Genomic DNA, 12,988 nt, shown 5'->3' with positions numbered 1-12,988 from the left:
GGAACACTGCCAGGCAGTGCCGAGACGGCATCGCTGAGGCTCGACCCGAGAGGGCGGCCCAGCCGGTGCGACATCGAGGCGGCGGGTAGCAGAACGACAACAACCGACATCTCACCGGGCTCTCCGTGCGTCGTGCGTTCTGCACGCCGATCGGAGCGCCCACGAGTGCGGCGCTTTTGACAGAAGAACATCGGTGCACTCCCGGTTCGCCGGAGTTCCTTCGCGAGCGCGTCCAATGCGAGGCGAGGCCCCACAGGCCCGTCGCGTACGACGCAATAACAAGAGAGTGAGAGATCACACATGGCGGGACAGAAGATCCGCATCCGACTGAAGTCGTACGACCACGAGGTCATCGACACGTCGGCGCGCAAGATCGTCGACACGGTCACCCGTGCCGGAGCCACGGTCGTCGGCCCGGTGCCGCTTCCGACCGAGAAGAACGTGGTCTGCGTGATCCGTTCTCCCCACAAGTACAAGGACAGCCGCGAGCACTTCGAGATGCGCACCCACAAGCGCCTCATCGACATCATCGACCCGACGCCCAAGGCCGTCGACTCGCTGATGCGCCTCGACCTCCCGGCCGACGTCAACATCGAGATCAAGCTCTAAGGGGAGGGGTAACACATGTCTGTCGCCACCAAGACCTCCAAGGGCCTCCTCGGCACGAAGCTCGGCATGACCCAGGTGTGGGACGCCGACAACAAGCTCGTCCCGGTCACCGTCATCGAGATCAGCCCCAACGTCGTGACCCAGATCCGCACCGAGGCGAAGGACGGCTACTCGGCCGTCCAGATCGCCGCCGGCGCCATCGACCCGCGCAAGGTGAGCAAGCCCGCCGCCGGTCACTTCGACGCCGCAGGAGTCACCCCCGCCGCCACCTCACCGAGGTCCGCACCGCCGACGCCGCCGAGTACTCGGCCGGCCAGGAGCTGACCGTCGACGCCGTCTTCGAGGCCGGCACCAAGGTCGACGTCGTCGGCACCAGCAAGGGCAAGGGCTTCGCCGGTGTCATGAAGCGTCACAACTTCAAGGGCGTCTCGGCTTCGCACGGTTCGCACCGCAACCACCGCAAGCCGGGCTCCATCGGTGCCTCCTCGACCCCCAGCCGTGTCTTCAAGGGCATGCGCATGGCCGGTCGCATGGGTGGCGAGCGCGTCACCGTGCTCAACCTCAAGGTGCACTCCGTCGACGCCGAGAAGGGCCTGCTGCTCGTCAAGGGCGCCGTCCCCGGTGCGCGCGGTCGCCTCGTGTTCGTTCGCAACGCCGTGAAGGGAGCGTAGTTCCATGGCTACCTCTATCGACATCGTCGACGTCAAGGGCCAGAAGGCGAGCTCGTTCGAGCTGCCCGCCGAGCTGTTCGACGTCCAGACCAACATCCCCCTCATCCACCAGGTCGTCGTGGCCCAGCTCGCCGCGGCGCGCCAGGGAACCCACAAGACGAAGAACCGTGGCGAGGTCTCCGGAGCCGGCCGCAAGCCGTTCAAGCAGAAGGGAACCGGTCGCGCTCGTCAGGGCTCGATCCGCGCCCCCACATGACCGGTGGTGGCGTCGTCCACGGACCGACCCCGCAGCTACGCGCAGCGCCACCCCCAAGAAGATGATCGCCGCTGCTCTGCTCGGTGCTCTCTCCGACCGGGCCCGCGGCGGCCGCATCCACGCGGTCGAGACCCTCGCCCTGGGCGAGACCCCGAAGACCAAGGACGTCCTCGTCCTCCTCGAGGCCCTCTCGGTGTCGCGGAACGTCCTCGTGGTCCTCGAGCGCGACGACTTCATCGCCGAGCTCTCCCTCCGCAACGTGCCGTTCGTGCACATCCTGCCGTTCGACCAGCTCAACGCGTACGACGTGCTCGTCTCGGACGCACATCGTCTTCTCGCAGGCTGCTCTCGAGGGCTTCGTCGCCCTCAAGACCGGCGTCGAGTCCAAGAAGGAAGAGGTGAACGCATGAGCCAGTCCGCCGCGTTCAACAAGGACCCCCGCGACGTGATCATCTCCCCGGTGGTCTCGGAGAAGTCTCACGGCCTGATCGACCAGGGCAAGTACACCTTCGTGGTGGACCCCCGCTCGAACAAGACCGAGATCAAGCTCGCCATCGAGAAGATCTTCGGGGTCGAGGTCGCGTCGATCAACACGCTGAACCGCCAGGGCAAGACCCGTCGGACCAAGTTCGGCACCGGCAAGCGCAAGGACACCAAGCGCGCGATCGTGACGCTGAAGTCCGGCTCCATCGACATCTTCACGAACGTCGGCTGAGCCGAAGAAGCGTAGAGGAAACAGACAATGGCTATTCGTAAGTACAAGCCCACGACCCCTGGTCGCCGCGGCTCCAGCGTTGCCGACTTCGCCGAGATCACCCGCTCGACGCCCGAGAAGTCGCTCCTTCGCCCGCTGTCCAAGACCGGTGGCCGCAACAACTCCGGCCGCATCACGACGCGTCACATCGGTGGTGGCCACAAGCGCCAGTACCGTCTGATCGACTTCCGTCGCAACGACAAGGACGGCGTCAACGCCAAGGTCGCTCACATCGAGTACGACCCCAACCGCACGGCGCGCATCGCGCTTCTCCACTTCGTGGACGGCACCAAGCGCTACATCCTGGCTCCGAACAAGCTCTCGCAGGGCGACATCGTGGAGTCGGGCGCCGGCGCCGACATCAAGCCCGGCAACAACCTGCCGCTGCGCAACATCCCGACCGGTACGGTCATCCACGCCATCGAGATCAAGCCCGGTGGGGGAGCGAAGCTCGCCCGCTCGGCCGGCACCTCGGTCCGCCTCGTCGCCAAGGACGGCCCCTACGCGCAGCTCCGCCTGCCGTCGGGCGAGATCCGCAACGTCGACGCGCGCTGCCGCGCCACGATCGGCGAGGTCGGCAACGCCGAGCAGTCGAACATCAACTGGGGCAAGGCCGGCCGCATGCGCTGGAAGGGCGTCCGCCCGACCGTCCGCGGTGTCGCGATGAACCCGGTCGACCACCCGCACGGTGGTGGAGAGGGCAAGACCTCCGGTGGACGCCACCCGGTCAGCCCCTGGGGACAGTCCGAGGGACGCACCCGTCGCCCCAACAAGGAGAGCGACAAGCTCATCGTCCGCCGCCGCACCGCCGGTAAGAAGCGCAAGTAGGAGTTGTAGAAGATGCCTCGCAGTCTCAAGAAGGGCCCCTTCGTTGACGACCACCTGCTCCGCAAGGTGTTCACGGCCAACGAAGCCGGCAACAAGAACGTCATCAAGACCTGGTCGCGCCGTTCGATGATCATCCCGGCGATGCTGGGTCACACCATCGCGGTCCACGACGGTCGCAAGCACATCCCCGTGTTCGTGACCGAGACCATGGTCGGCCACAAGCTCGGCGAGTTCGCCCCCACTCGGACCTTCCGCGGTCACGAGAAGGACGACAAGAAGGGCCGTCGCCGCTAAGCGGCGACGAGAAGGAGGAGAGAAATGGTGGAGTCGATCGCACGCGTGCGACACATCCGCGTCACCCCCCAGAAGGCTCGCCGTGTCGTGAACCTGATCCGCGGGAAGCAGGCTCAGGAGGCACTGGCCATCCTGAAGTTCGCGCCGCAGGGCGCGTCCGAGCCCGTCTACAAGCTCGTCGCCTCGGCGATGGCCAACGCTCGCGTCAAGGCCGATGCCTCGAACGAGTACCTCGACGACCAGGACCTGTTCGTGTCCCGCGCCTTCGTCGATGAGGGAACCACCCTCAAGCGATTCCAGCCCCGTGCTCAGGGTCGTGCCTTCCGCATCAACAAGCGCACCAGCCACATCACCGTCGTGCTGGCCACTCCTGAGGAGGGGACCAAGTAATGGGTCAGAAAGTAAACCCCTACGGTTTCCGTCTGGGAATCACCACCGACCACGTGTCGCGCTGGTTCTCCGACAGCACCAAGAAGGGCCAGCGGTACAGCGACTACCTCGCCGAGGACGTCAAGATCCGCCGCCTGCTCGCCACGCAGCTCGACCGTGCGGGCGTCGCCCGCATCGAGATCGAGCGCACCCGTGACCGCGTCCGCGTCGACATCCACACCGCCCGTCCGGGCATCGTGATCGGTCGTCGCGGCGCCGAAGGCCGAGCGCATCCGCGCCGACCTCGGAAGCTCACCGGCAAGCAGATCCAGCTCAACATCCTCGAGGTCAAGAACCCCGAGGCCGAGGCCCAGCTCGTCGCGCAGGGCATCGCCGAGCAGCTCTCCGCCCGCGTGGCCTTCCGCCGCGCGATGCGCAAGGGTCTGCAGGGCGCTCAGCGCGCCGGCGCCAAGGGCGTCCGCATCCAGGTCTCCGGCCGCCTCGGCGGCGCCGAGATGAGCCGCTCGGAGTTCTACCGCGAAGGCCGTGTGCCGCTGCACACCCTCCGCGCGAACATCGACTGCGGCTTCTACGAGGCCAAGACCACCTTCGGTCGCATCGGCGTGAAGGTCTGGATCTACAAGGGCGACATCACGAACAAGGAGCTCGCGCGGGAGCAGGCGAACAGCAAGTCGTCGCGCCCCGAGCGCAGCGACCGTCCGCGTCGCGCCCCCCGCCAGCAGGGCGAGGCGCCCGTCGCAGCAGGAGTTGAGGCATAACCATGTTGATTCCCCGTCGAGTCAAGCACCGCAAGCAGCACCACCCCGGCCGTTCCGGGCCAGGCCACCGGTGGCACCAAGGTGTCGTTCGGTGACTTCGGTATCCAGGCGCTCACGCCGGCCTACGTGACCAACCGTCAGATCGAGTCCGCTCGTATCGCCATGACGCGTCACATCAAGCGCGGTGGAAAGGTGTGGATCAACATCTACCCCGACCGCCCGCTGACCAAGAAGCCCGCCGAGACCCGCATGGGCTCCGGCAAGGGCTCGCCCGAGTGGTGGGTCGCCAACGTCAAGCCGGGTCGGGTCCTCTTCGAGGTCGCCGGCGTCGAGGAGAAGCTCGCTCGCGAAGCTATGACTCGTGCCATCCACAAGCTGCCCCTGAAGGCACGCATCATCAAGCGCGAGGAGGAGACGCGTAATGGCGATCGGATCAAGGAGCTCGCCCCCGCCGAGCTCGACACCTTCGAGGACGAGCGTCTCGTCACCGAGCTGAAGAAGGCCAAGGAGGAGCTGTTCAACCTCCGCTTCCAGTCGGCCACCGGACAGCTCGACACCAACGGCCGCCTGCGTGCGGTCAAGCGCGACATCGCCCGCATCTACACGGTCATCCGTGAGCGCGAGCTGGGCATCCGCGCGACCCCCGCACCCGTCGAGGCCCCGGCCAAGGCGGAGAAGAAGCCGAAGACCACCAAGAAGGCCGCCAAGGCCGAGGTCGCGGCGACCGAGTCGAATGAGGAGGCCAAGTAATGGCAACGGCCAATGAGACCGCCGGCCACGAGTCGGCCGCCCACGACGTCAAGGAGGCGGGCACTCGCGGATACCGCAAGACCCGCCGCGGATACGTCACCAGCGACAAGATGGACAAGACCATCGTCGTCGAGGTCGAGGACCGCGTGAAGCACCCGCTCTACGGCAAGGTCATCCGCCGCACGTCCAAGGTGAAGGTTCACGACGAGCTGAACTCCGCGGGCATCGGCGACCTCGTCGTCATCAGCGAGACCCGTCCCCTCAGCGCCACCAAGCGCTGGCGCCTGGTCGAGATCCTCGAGAAGGCCAAGTAGGCCGCGGCCTACGAGTTAGCAGGAGAGAGACATGCTTCAGCAAGAATCCCGAGTGAAGGTCGCCGACAACACCGGCGCCAAGGAACTCCTCACCATCCGCGTGCTCGGCGGCTCCGGCCGCCGGTACGCCGGTCTCGGTGACATCATCGTCGCCACCGTCAAGGACGCGATCCCGGGTGGCAACGTCAAGAAGGGCGACGTCGTCAAGGCGGTCATCGTCCGCACCGTCAAGCAGACCCGCTCGTCCCGACGGCTCGTACATCAAGTTCGACGAGAACGCCGCCGTCATCCTCAAGAACGACGGGGACCCCCGCGGCACCCGCATCTTCGGACCGGTCGGTCGCGAGCTCCGCGACAAGAAGTTCATGAAGATCGTCTCGCTGGCACCGGAGGTTATCTAGTCATGGCCAAGATCAAGAAGGGTGACCTCGTCCAGGTCATCTCGGGCGCTACCAGGCCCGCGGCGGAGACCGCGGCAAGCAGGGCAAGGTTCTCGAGGTCCTGGTCGAGAAGAACCGTGTCGTCGTCGAGGGCGTGAACTTCGTCAAGAAGCACACCCGCGTCGGCCAGTCGCAGCGCGGCTCGAAGGAGGGTGGAATCGAGACCGTCGAGGCCTCGATCCACATCTCGAACATCGCGCTCGTCGACCCGAAGACCAAGAAGCCGACCCGGGTGGGGCACCGCAACGTGTCCGTCACCAAGGACGGCGTGACGAAGACCGTTCGCGTTCGCTACGCGAAGGCGTCGGGTGAGGAACTCTGATGACTGACACCACCGCACAGGCTGCGAAGGTTCAGCCGCGGCTCAAGGCCAAGTACCAGGCCGACATCGTCCCGGCGCTCAAGGAGCAGTTCGGGTTCGGCAACATCCACCAGGTCCCCGGCCTGGTGAAGGTGGTCGTGAACACCGGCGTCGGCGAGGCTGCTCGCGACGGCAAGATCATCGACGGCGCGATCAAGGACCTCACGGCCATCACCGGCCAGAAGCCCCAGGTCACGAAGGCCCGCAAGTCCATCGCGCAGTTCAAGCTGCGCGAGGGCCAGGCCATCGGCGCTCACGTCACCCTCCGCGGCGACCGCGCCTGGGAGTTCCTGGACCGCCTCGTCACGGTGGCGCTGCCGCGCATCCGCGACTTCCGCGGTCTGTCGGACCGCCAGTTCGACGGCCACGGCAACTACACGTTCGGCATCACGGAGCAGTCGATCTTCCACGAGATCGACCAGGACCGCATCGACCGCGTCCGCGGCTTCGACGTGACCGTCGTGACCACCGCGAAGACCGACGACGAGGGTCGCGCGCTGCTCAAGCAGCTCGGCTTCCCGTTCAAGTCGGCGGACAACGCGTAGCGAGAACCTCCGAGGTCGGGGTGGTGAGAACCGCCCCCGACCTCGCTGCACGTCCGCGTGCAAGGACGGAGCCGCACTCCTCCGGGAGTCGCGGTGAGAATCGGCCCTCGACCGCCGGCCCTCGGCCATGTACCATGGCTCGTTGGCCTGCGTTCGCGCGGCCGCATGGGCGTCGACGTCGTCGGCGCCGTCCCACACCACAGGTCGTCACCTCTTGTAAAGGGTGCCGAAACCAGGCGAGAAAGGCACCATCAGCCATGACCATGACTGATCCGGTCGCAGATCTGCTGACCAGAATCCGTAACGCGAACTCCGCGCACCACGACTCCATCACCCTGCCGGGCTCGAAGCTCAAGGCGAACATCGCCGAGATCCTCCAGCGCGAGGGCTACATCGCCGACTGGAAGGTCGAGGAGGCGCGCGTCGGCACGACGCTCTCCATCTCCCTCAAGTACGGCCCGAACCGCGAGCGCTCGATCGCCGGCATCAAGCAGGTCTCGAAGCCGGGTCTGCGCGTCTACGCGAAGTCCTCCGAGATCCCCACCGTGCTCGGCGGCCTCGGCGTCGCAATCCTGTCCACCTCGAGCGGTCTGCTGACCGACCGCCAGGCCGAGAAGAAGGGCGTGGGTGGGGAAGTCCTCGCCTACGTGTGGTAACCCCTCATGTCGCGTATTGGAAGACTCCCCATCGAGATCCCGGCGGGCGTCGACGTCTCCGTCGCCGGATCCGTCGTGACCGTCAAGGGCCCCAAGGGCGAGCTGACCGTCCCGGTCGCCAGCCCCATCCAGGTCTCCGTCGAGAACAGCCAGGTGCTGGTCTCGCGCCCTCGACGACGAGCGCGAGTCGCGCTCGCTCCACGGCCTCACCCGGACGCTCATCGCGAACGACATCATCGGTGTCACGCAGGGCTACTCCAAGGGCCTCGAGGTCGTCGGCACCGGATACCGCGTCGTCGCCAAGGGCTCGGACATCGAGTTCGCGCTCGGCTTCTCGCACCCGGTCGTCGTCACCCCGCCTGCGGGCATCTCGTTCACGGTCGAGGGCAACAACAAGCTCACCGTGCACGGCATCTCGAAGCAGGCCGTCGGTGAGGTGGCCGCCAACATTCGTAAGATCCGCAAGCCCGAGCCCTACAAGGGCAAGGGCGTGCGCTACGCCGGCGAGGTCGTTCGCCGCAAGGCCGGAAAGAGCGGTAAGTAATCATGGGTCTCGGAACCAGAGGAAAGAGCAAGTCCGCCGCTCGCGGTCGTCGTCACGACCGCCTGCGCAAGAAGGTCGTCGGATCCGCCGAGCGCCCCCGCCTCGTCGTCAACCGCTCGGCCCGCCACGTCTTCGTGCAGATCGTCGACGACGCCCAGGGTCGTACCCTCGCGTCGGCGTCTACGCTCGAGGCCGATCTGCGCGTGTTCGAGGGTGACAAGACCGCCAAGGCCCGCAAGGTCGGCGCGCTCGTCGCCGAGCGCGCGAAGAACGCCGGTGTCGAGGCGGTCGTCTTCGACCGCGGAGGCAACAAGTACGCCGGTCGCGTCGCCGCGATCGCCGATGGAGCACGAGAGGCAGGGCTCAACCTGTGAGCGCCGCAGAGAACAAGGAACCCGAGGTCGCCGCTGTGTCGGAGGCCCCCGTCGAGACCGCTGCGTCCACGCAGCCGCAGCAGGAGGCTCGCGAGCCCCGCCGCGGCGGCCGCGACCGCAACCAGGGTGGCCGCGACCGCGGTGGCCGTGACGCCGAGAAGAGCCAGTTCCTCGAGCGCGTCGTGACCATCAACCGCGTGTCGAAGGTCGTCAAGGGCGGTCGTCGCTTCAGCTTCACCGCGCTCGTCGTCGTCGGCGACGGCAACGGACTGGTGGGCGTCGGCTACGGCAAGGCCCGCGAGGTCCCGACCGCCATCTCCAAGGGCGTCGAGGAGGCGAAGAAGAACTTCTTCCGCGTCCCGCGCGTCGGCTCGACCATCCCGCACCCCGTCCAGGGTGAGGCAGCGGCCGGTGTGGTGCTCCTGCGCCCCGCCGCCGCCGGTACCGGTGTCATCGCCGGTGGTCCCGTCCGCGCCGTGCTCGAGGTGCGCCGGCATCCACGACGTCCTGAGCAAGTCGCTCGGCTCGTCGAACACCATCAACATCGTCCACGCGACCGTCGAGGCTCTCCAGCAGCTCGAGGAGCCGCGCGCCGTTGCCGCCCGTCGTGGTCTCGACTTCGACCAGGTCGCTCCGGCCCGTCTCGTCCGTGCCGAGGCCGATGCCCTCGCCGCCGCGTCCAGCGCGAAGGCAGGCAAGTGATGGCCCAGCTCAAGGTGACCCAGATCAAGTCGAAGATCAGCGAGAAGCAGTACCAGCGCGACACGCTGCGCTCGCTCGGTCTCAGGAAGATCGGTCAGAGCGTCGTCCGCGAGGACAACTCTCAGAACCGCGGATACGTGAAGACCGTCGCCCACCTGGTGAAGGTTGAGGAGATTGACTAATGGCTGACAAGAACCAGGCCGTCGCGCCGGAGTCGACGACTCCCGCGAAGACGTCCACGAAGGGCGCGGCCTCGGCCGACGCTCCGGCGACCAAGGAGCACGTGCTCAAGGTCCACCACCTCCGCCCGGCCACGGGTGCCAAGAAGGCCAAGACCCGCGTCGGACGCGGTGAGGGCTCGAAGGGCAAGACCGCCGGTCGCGGCACCAAGGGCACGAAGGCCCGCTACACGGTGCGCATCGGCTTCGAGGGTGGGCAGATGCCTCTGCACATGCGCACTCCGAAGCTGCGCGGGTTCAAGAACCCGTTCCGCGTCGAGTACCAGGTCGTCAACCTCTCGGCTCTCGCCGACCTCTATCCTCAGGGCGGTGACGTCACCATCAGCGACCTCGTCGCGAAGGGTGCCGTTCGCAAGAACGAGAAGGTCAAGGTTCTCGGCGATGGGGACATTGCGGTTAAGCTGAACGTCGCGGTCGACAAGGTCTCCAGCTCTGCTGAGCAGAAGATCGTCGCCGCGGGCGGATCCATCAAGTAGCACCAGCAGCTTGTCGGTCGAGCTTGTCACGCCGACTCCCTCCGGGGGGCGCGTGGCAAGCTCGACCTGTATCCCGCACCAAGAACTGAGCAGGAGACCTTAGGTAGTGTTTGGCGCCGTTGCGCGGATCTTCCGCACCCCCGACCTCCGCCGCAAGATCGGCTTCACTCTCGCGATCGTGGCGATCTTCCGGCTGGGATCCTTCATCCCTGCTCCGTTCCGTCGACTTCAGCGCCGTGCAGGCCTGTCTCGCCGGCAACCAGGGGACCTCCGGTCTCTACGAGCTCGTCAACCTCTTCAGCGGTGGAGCCCTGCTCCAGCTGTCGATCTTCGCGCTCGGCATCATGCCGTACATCACGGCGTCGATCATCGTGCAGCTGCTGCGCGTGGTCATCCTCACTTCGAGACCCTCTACAAGGAGGGACAGTCCGGTCAGGGCAAGCTGACGCAGTACACGCGCTACCTCACCATCGCGCTGGGCGTCCTGCAGTCCACCACCCTGATCACGGTCGCCCGCTCCGGCGCCCTCTTCGGCTCCTCAGGCGTTCCCGAGTGCTCGCAGCTGATCACGACCGACGCCTGGTACTCGATCCTGCTCATGGTCATCACCATGACCGCCGGCACCGGCATCATCATGTGGATGGGCGAGCTCATCACCGAGCGCGGCATCGGCAACGGCATGTCGCTCCTGATCTTCACCTCGATCGCGGCGCAGTTCCCCACCTCCCTCTGGTCCATCGCGCAGTCGCGCGGCTTCGAGACCTTCCTCCTCGTCCTGGGCGTCGGTCTCCTCCTCGTCGTCGCGGTCGTCTTCGTCGAGCAGTCGCAGCGCCGCGTCCCGGTGCAGTACGCCAAGCGGATGGTGGGTCGCCGCACCTACGGCGGCAACAACACCTACATCCCGATCAAGGTGAACATGGCCGGGGTCGTGCCCGTCATCTTCGCGTCCTCGCTGCTCTACCTGCCCGCTCTGATCGCGCAGTTCAACCAGCCCGCGGCCGGCCAGGAGGCACCCGCCTGGGTGACCTGGATCACCAACTACCTCACGCAGGGCGACCACCCGCTCTACATGGCGCTCTACTTCCTGCTGATCGTGGGCTTCACGTACTTCTACGTGGCCATCACGTTCAACCCGGACGAGGTCGCCGACAACATGAAGCGCTACGGCGGCTTCATCCCCGGCATCCGCGCGGGCCGCCCGACGGCCGAGTACCTCAACTACGTGCTCACCCGCGTCACGCTCCCCGGATCGATCTACCTCGGCCTGATCGCCCTGGTCCCGCTGGTCGCGCTCCGCGCTGGTCGGCGCCAACCAGAACTTCCCGTTCGGCGGCACGTCCATCCTGATCATCGTCGGAGTCGGACTGGAGACCGTGAAGCAGATCGACTCGCAGCTGCAGCAGCGCCACTACGAAGGGCTCCTCCGATGACCGCGACCCCGGTGGTGGGCTTCCGTCTCCTGCTGATCGGCCCTCCCGGCGCCGGCAAGGGCACTCAGGCCTCGCGACTCTCCGAGATCCTGAGCGTCCCGGCCGTCTCGACCGGCGACATCTTCCGGATGAACGTCGCGAACGAGACCGAGCTGGGCCTGCAGGCCAAGGCCTTCCTCGACGCCGGTCGCTACGTGCCGGACGAGCTCACCAACGCGATCGTGCACGACCGCCTCCAGGAGGCGGACGTCAAGACGGGCTTCCTCCTCGACGGCTACCCGCGCACCACGGAGCAGGTCGACGAGCTCGACCGCATCCTCGCTGCGGACGGCAACAGCCTCGACGCCGTCGTGCAGCTGACGGCCGACACCGACGAGGTCGTGACGCGACTGCTGAAGCGCTCGCACGAGCAGGGGCGCAGCGACGACACCGAGGACGTCATCCGCCGCCGGCTCGCGCTCTACGAGGAGCAGACCGCTCCGCTCATCGACGTCTACGCCCGCCGCGGCCTCGTCGTCGTCGTCGACGGCCTCGAGGCCCGTCGAGGAGGTCACCGATCGGATCGTCGTGGCCCTCGAGGGCCACCGGGTGAGTCGGCTGGTCGACGACCCGTCGGCCGCCTGACGCCGTGGGGTTCCGCTCCTCCCTCTACAAGACGCCCGCGCAGCTGCGGTCGATGCTGGCCCCGGGGCTCGCGACGGCCGCCTCGCTCGATGCCGTGCGCGCCGCGATCCGTCCGGGCGTCACCACGCTCGAGCTGGACGCGATCGCGGAGGCCGCGATCATCGAGCGCGGCGGGCACTCGAACTTCAAGCTGGTGCCCGGCTACCGGCACACGGTCTGCGCGTCGGTGAACGACGAGGTCGTGCACGGGATCCCCGGTGGGCGCGTCCTCGCCGCGGGTGACATCGTCTCGATCGACAGCGGCGCCGAGATCGACGGCTGGAACGGCGACTCCGCGATGACCCTCGTGCTGCCGGACCCTCCCGCCCGGAGGAGGTCGCGGCGCGGGCCGAGCTGTCGCGCGTGACCGAGGGCTCGCTCTGGCGCGGCATCGCCGCCCTCGCCTCCGCCCGGCACCTCAACGAGATCGGTGCGGCGATCGAGGAGTACATCGAGGACGAGGCCGAGAAGTCGGGCCGCGTCTACGGGATCCTGACCGACTACATCGGCCACGGCATCGGCCGCTCGATGCACGAGGCGCCGCCCGTCTTCAACTACCGGGTGCGCCAGCGCGGACCCGAGGTGAAGCCCGGGCTCGTCGTCGCGATCGAGCCGATGGTGACGGCCGGCAGCGCCGAGACCGTCGTGCGCGAGGACGAGTGGACGGTCGCGACCGTCGACGGCAGCATGTCCGCGCACTGGGAGGCACTCCGTCGCGGTGCACCGCGACGGCATCCGGGTGACGACGCTCGCCGACGGGGAGCGGCGGGCCTCGCGCCGTACGGGATCGCGCCGACGCCGATCGCGTGAATTAGGCGCGAGTGTGGCCTCGATCCGCTCATCGAGCAGCCGCGCAGCGGCGTGCCGAGCGGCGAAGCGGCTTCGCGTCTCAGCGGTGAGGGAGAAGTCGGCTGCTGCCGACCCGGTCGCCACG

13 protein-coding genes and 11 pseudogenes are annotated in these 12,988 nt (G+C 67.3%); all 24 read left to right on the top strand.

Annotated features, from left to right (window positions below):
• Positions 1 to 300: 300 nt before the first annotated feature.
• The 24 genes and pseudogenes from rpsJ (at position 301) to map (ending at position 12,864) form a co-directional block, all read left to right on the top strand.
• Positions 301 to 609 carry a 30S ribosomal protein S10 gene (gene rpsJ / locus AC0CII_RS09235; protein ID WP_005050520.1) on the top strand — a complete coding sequence of 103 codons (309 nt, stop codon included), beginning with the start codon at positions 301 to 303 and terminating at the stop codon, positions 607 to 609.
• A gap of 15 nt (positions 610 to 624) precedes the next feature.
• Positions 625 to 1,280: pseudogene (gene rplC / locus AC0CII_RS09230) on the top strand (50S ribosomal protein L3).
• Between the two features lie 4 nt (positions 1,281 to 1,284).
• Positions 1,285 to 1,536, top strand: a complete 252-nt coding sequence (gene rplD, locus AC0CII_RS09225; RefSeq protein WP_465229215.1) for a 50S ribosomal protein L4 — start codon at positions 1,285 to 1,287, stop codon at positions 1,534 to 1,536.
• Positions 1,537 to 1,597: 61 nt separating this feature from the next.
• A pseudogene (gene rplD / locus AC0CII_RS09220) lies at positions 1,598 to 1,798 on the top strand (50S ribosomal protein L4); the annotation flags it as partial.
• Positions 1,799 to 1,942: 144 nt separating this feature from the next.
• Positions 1,943 to 2,251, top strand: a complete 309-nt coding sequence (gene rplW, locus AC0CII_RS09215) for a 50S ribosomal protein L23 (RefSeq protein ID WP_465229290.1) — start codon at positions 1,943 to 1,945, stop codon at positions 2,249 to 2,251.
• 27 nt (positions 2,252 to 2,278) lie between these two features.
• Entirely contained in the window at positions 2,279 to 3,118 is an 840-nt protein-coding gene (rplB, locus tag AC0CII_RS09210) for a 50S ribosomal protein L2 (RefSeq protein WP_055787074.1), read from the top strand.
• A 12-nt stretch (positions 3,119 to 3,130) separates the two neighbouring features.
• On the top strand, positions 3,131 to 3,412 hold the full coding sequence (rpsS, locus tag AC0CII_RS09205; RefSeq protein ID WP_055787078.1) for a 30S ribosomal protein S19: 282 nt from the start codon (positions 3,131 to 3,133) through the stop codon (positions 3,410 to 3,412).
• Positions 3,413 to 3,436: 24 nt separating this feature from the next.
• Positions 3,437 to 3,802 (top strand): 50S ribosomal protein L22, encoded by a 366-nt coding sequence (rplV, locus tag AC0CII_RS09200; RefSeq protein WP_082480979.1) that lies wholly within the window; start codon positions 3,437 to 3,439, stop codon positions 3,800 to 3,802.
• A 53-nt stretch (positions 3,803 to 3,855) separates the two neighbouring features.
• Positions 3,856 to 4,560, top strand: coding sequence for a 30S ribosomal protein S3 (rpsC, locus tag AC0CII_RS09195; protein ID WP_465229214.1), 705 nt, complete (start codon positions 3,856 to 3,858; stop codon positions 4,558 to 4,560).
• 2 nt (positions 4,561 to 4,562) lie between these two features.
• A pseudogene (gene rplP / locus AC0CII_RS09190) lies at positions 4,563 to 4,971 on the top strand (50S ribosomal protein L16); the annotation flags it as partial.
• 10 nt (positions 4,972 to 4,981) lie between these two features.
• Positions 4,982 to 5,310, top strand: a pseudogene (gene rpmC / locus AC0CII_RS09185) (50S ribosomal protein L29).
• Positions 5,310 to 5,624 (top strand): 30S ribosomal protein S17, encoded by a 315-nt coding sequence (gene rpsQ, locus AC0CII_RS09180; RefSeq protein WP_207403178.1) that lies wholly within the window; start codon positions 5,310 to 5,312, stop codon positions 5,622 to 5,624. The pseudogene rpmC and the gene rpsQ overlap by 1 nt, the downstream one beginning before the upstream one ends.
• Before the next feature lie 31 nt (positions 5,625 to 5,655).
• A pseudogene (rplN, locus tag AC0CII_RS09175) lies at positions 5,656 to 6,025 on the top strand (50S ribosomal protein L14).
• A gap of 2 nt (positions 6,026 to 6,027) precedes the next feature.
• A pseudogene (gene rplX, locus AC0CII_RS09170) lies at positions 6,028 to 6,386 on the top strand (50S ribosomal protein L24).
• Complete coding sequence (gene rplE / locus AC0CII_RS09165; protein ID WP_207403176.1) at positions 6,386 to 6,970, top strand: 50S ribosomal protein L5; 585 nt, start codon at positions 6,386 to 6,388, stop codon at positions 6,968 to 6,970. The pseudogene rplX and the gene rplE overlap by 1 nt, the downstream one beginning before the upstream one ends.
• A 257-nt stretch (positions 6,971 to 7,227) precedes the next feature.
• Positions 7,228 to 7,626, top strand: coding sequence for a 30S ribosomal protein S8 (gene rpsH / locus AC0CII_RS09160; protein WP_465229213.1), 399 nt, complete (start codon positions 7,228 to 7,230; stop codon positions 7,624 to 7,626).
• A 6-nt stretch (positions 7,627 to 7,632) separates the two neighbouring features.
• Positions 7,633 to 8,170, top strand: a pseudogene (gene rplF, locus AC0CII_RS09155) (50S ribosomal protein L6).
• Positions 8,171 to 8,172: 2 nt separating this feature from the next.
• Positions 8,173 to 8,544 carry a 50S ribosomal protein L18 gene (gene rplR / locus AC0CII_RS09150; protein WP_207403174.1) on the top strand — a complete coding sequence of 124 codons (372 nt, stop codon included), beginning with the start codon at positions 8,173 to 8,175 and terminating at the stop codon, positions 8,542 to 8,544.
• A pseudogene (gene rpsE / locus AC0CII_RS09145) lies at positions 8,541 to 9,246 on the top strand (30S ribosomal protein S5). The gene rplR and the pseudogene rpsE overlap by 4 nt, the downstream one beginning before the upstream one ends.
• Complete coding sequence (rpmD, locus tag AC0CII_RS09140) at positions 9,246 to 9,428, top strand: 50S ribosomal protein L30 (protein ID WP_077221985.1); 183 nt, start codon at positions 9,246 to 9,248, stop codon at positions 9,426 to 9,428. Before rpsE ends, rpmD begins: the two are co-directional and overlap by 1 nt.
• Positions 9,428 to 9,961 carry a 50S ribosomal protein L15 gene (gene rplO / locus AC0CII_RS09135; RefSeq protein WP_251944133.1) on the top strand — a complete coding sequence of 178 codons (534 nt, stop codon included), beginning with the start codon at positions 9,428 to 9,430 and terminating at the stop codon, positions 9,959 to 9,961. The genes rpmD and rplO overlap by 1 nt, the downstream gene beginning before the upstream one ends.
• Before the next feature lie 106 nt (positions 9,962 to 10,067).
• Positions 10,068 to 11,391: pseudogene (secY, locus tag AC0CII_RS09130) on the top strand (preprotein translocase subunit SecY).
• Positions 11,388 to 11,915: pseudogene (locus AC0CII_RS09125) on the top strand (adenylate kinase); the annotation flags it as partial. The pseudogenes secY and AC0CII_RS09125, both read left to right, overlap by 4 nt.
• Before the next feature lie 152 nt (positions 11,916 to 12,067).
• A pseudogene (gene map, locus AC0CII_RS09120) lies at positions 12,068 to 12,864 on the top strand (type I methionyl aminopeptidase).
• The last annotated feature ends 124 nt before the right edge of the window (positions 12,865 to 12,988 follow it).

Source organism: Rathayibacter sp. AC182, assembly GCF_979253875.1.
Note: the sequence above shows the minus strand (reverse complement) of the source record. Positions and strands in the feature narration are given on the sequence as shown.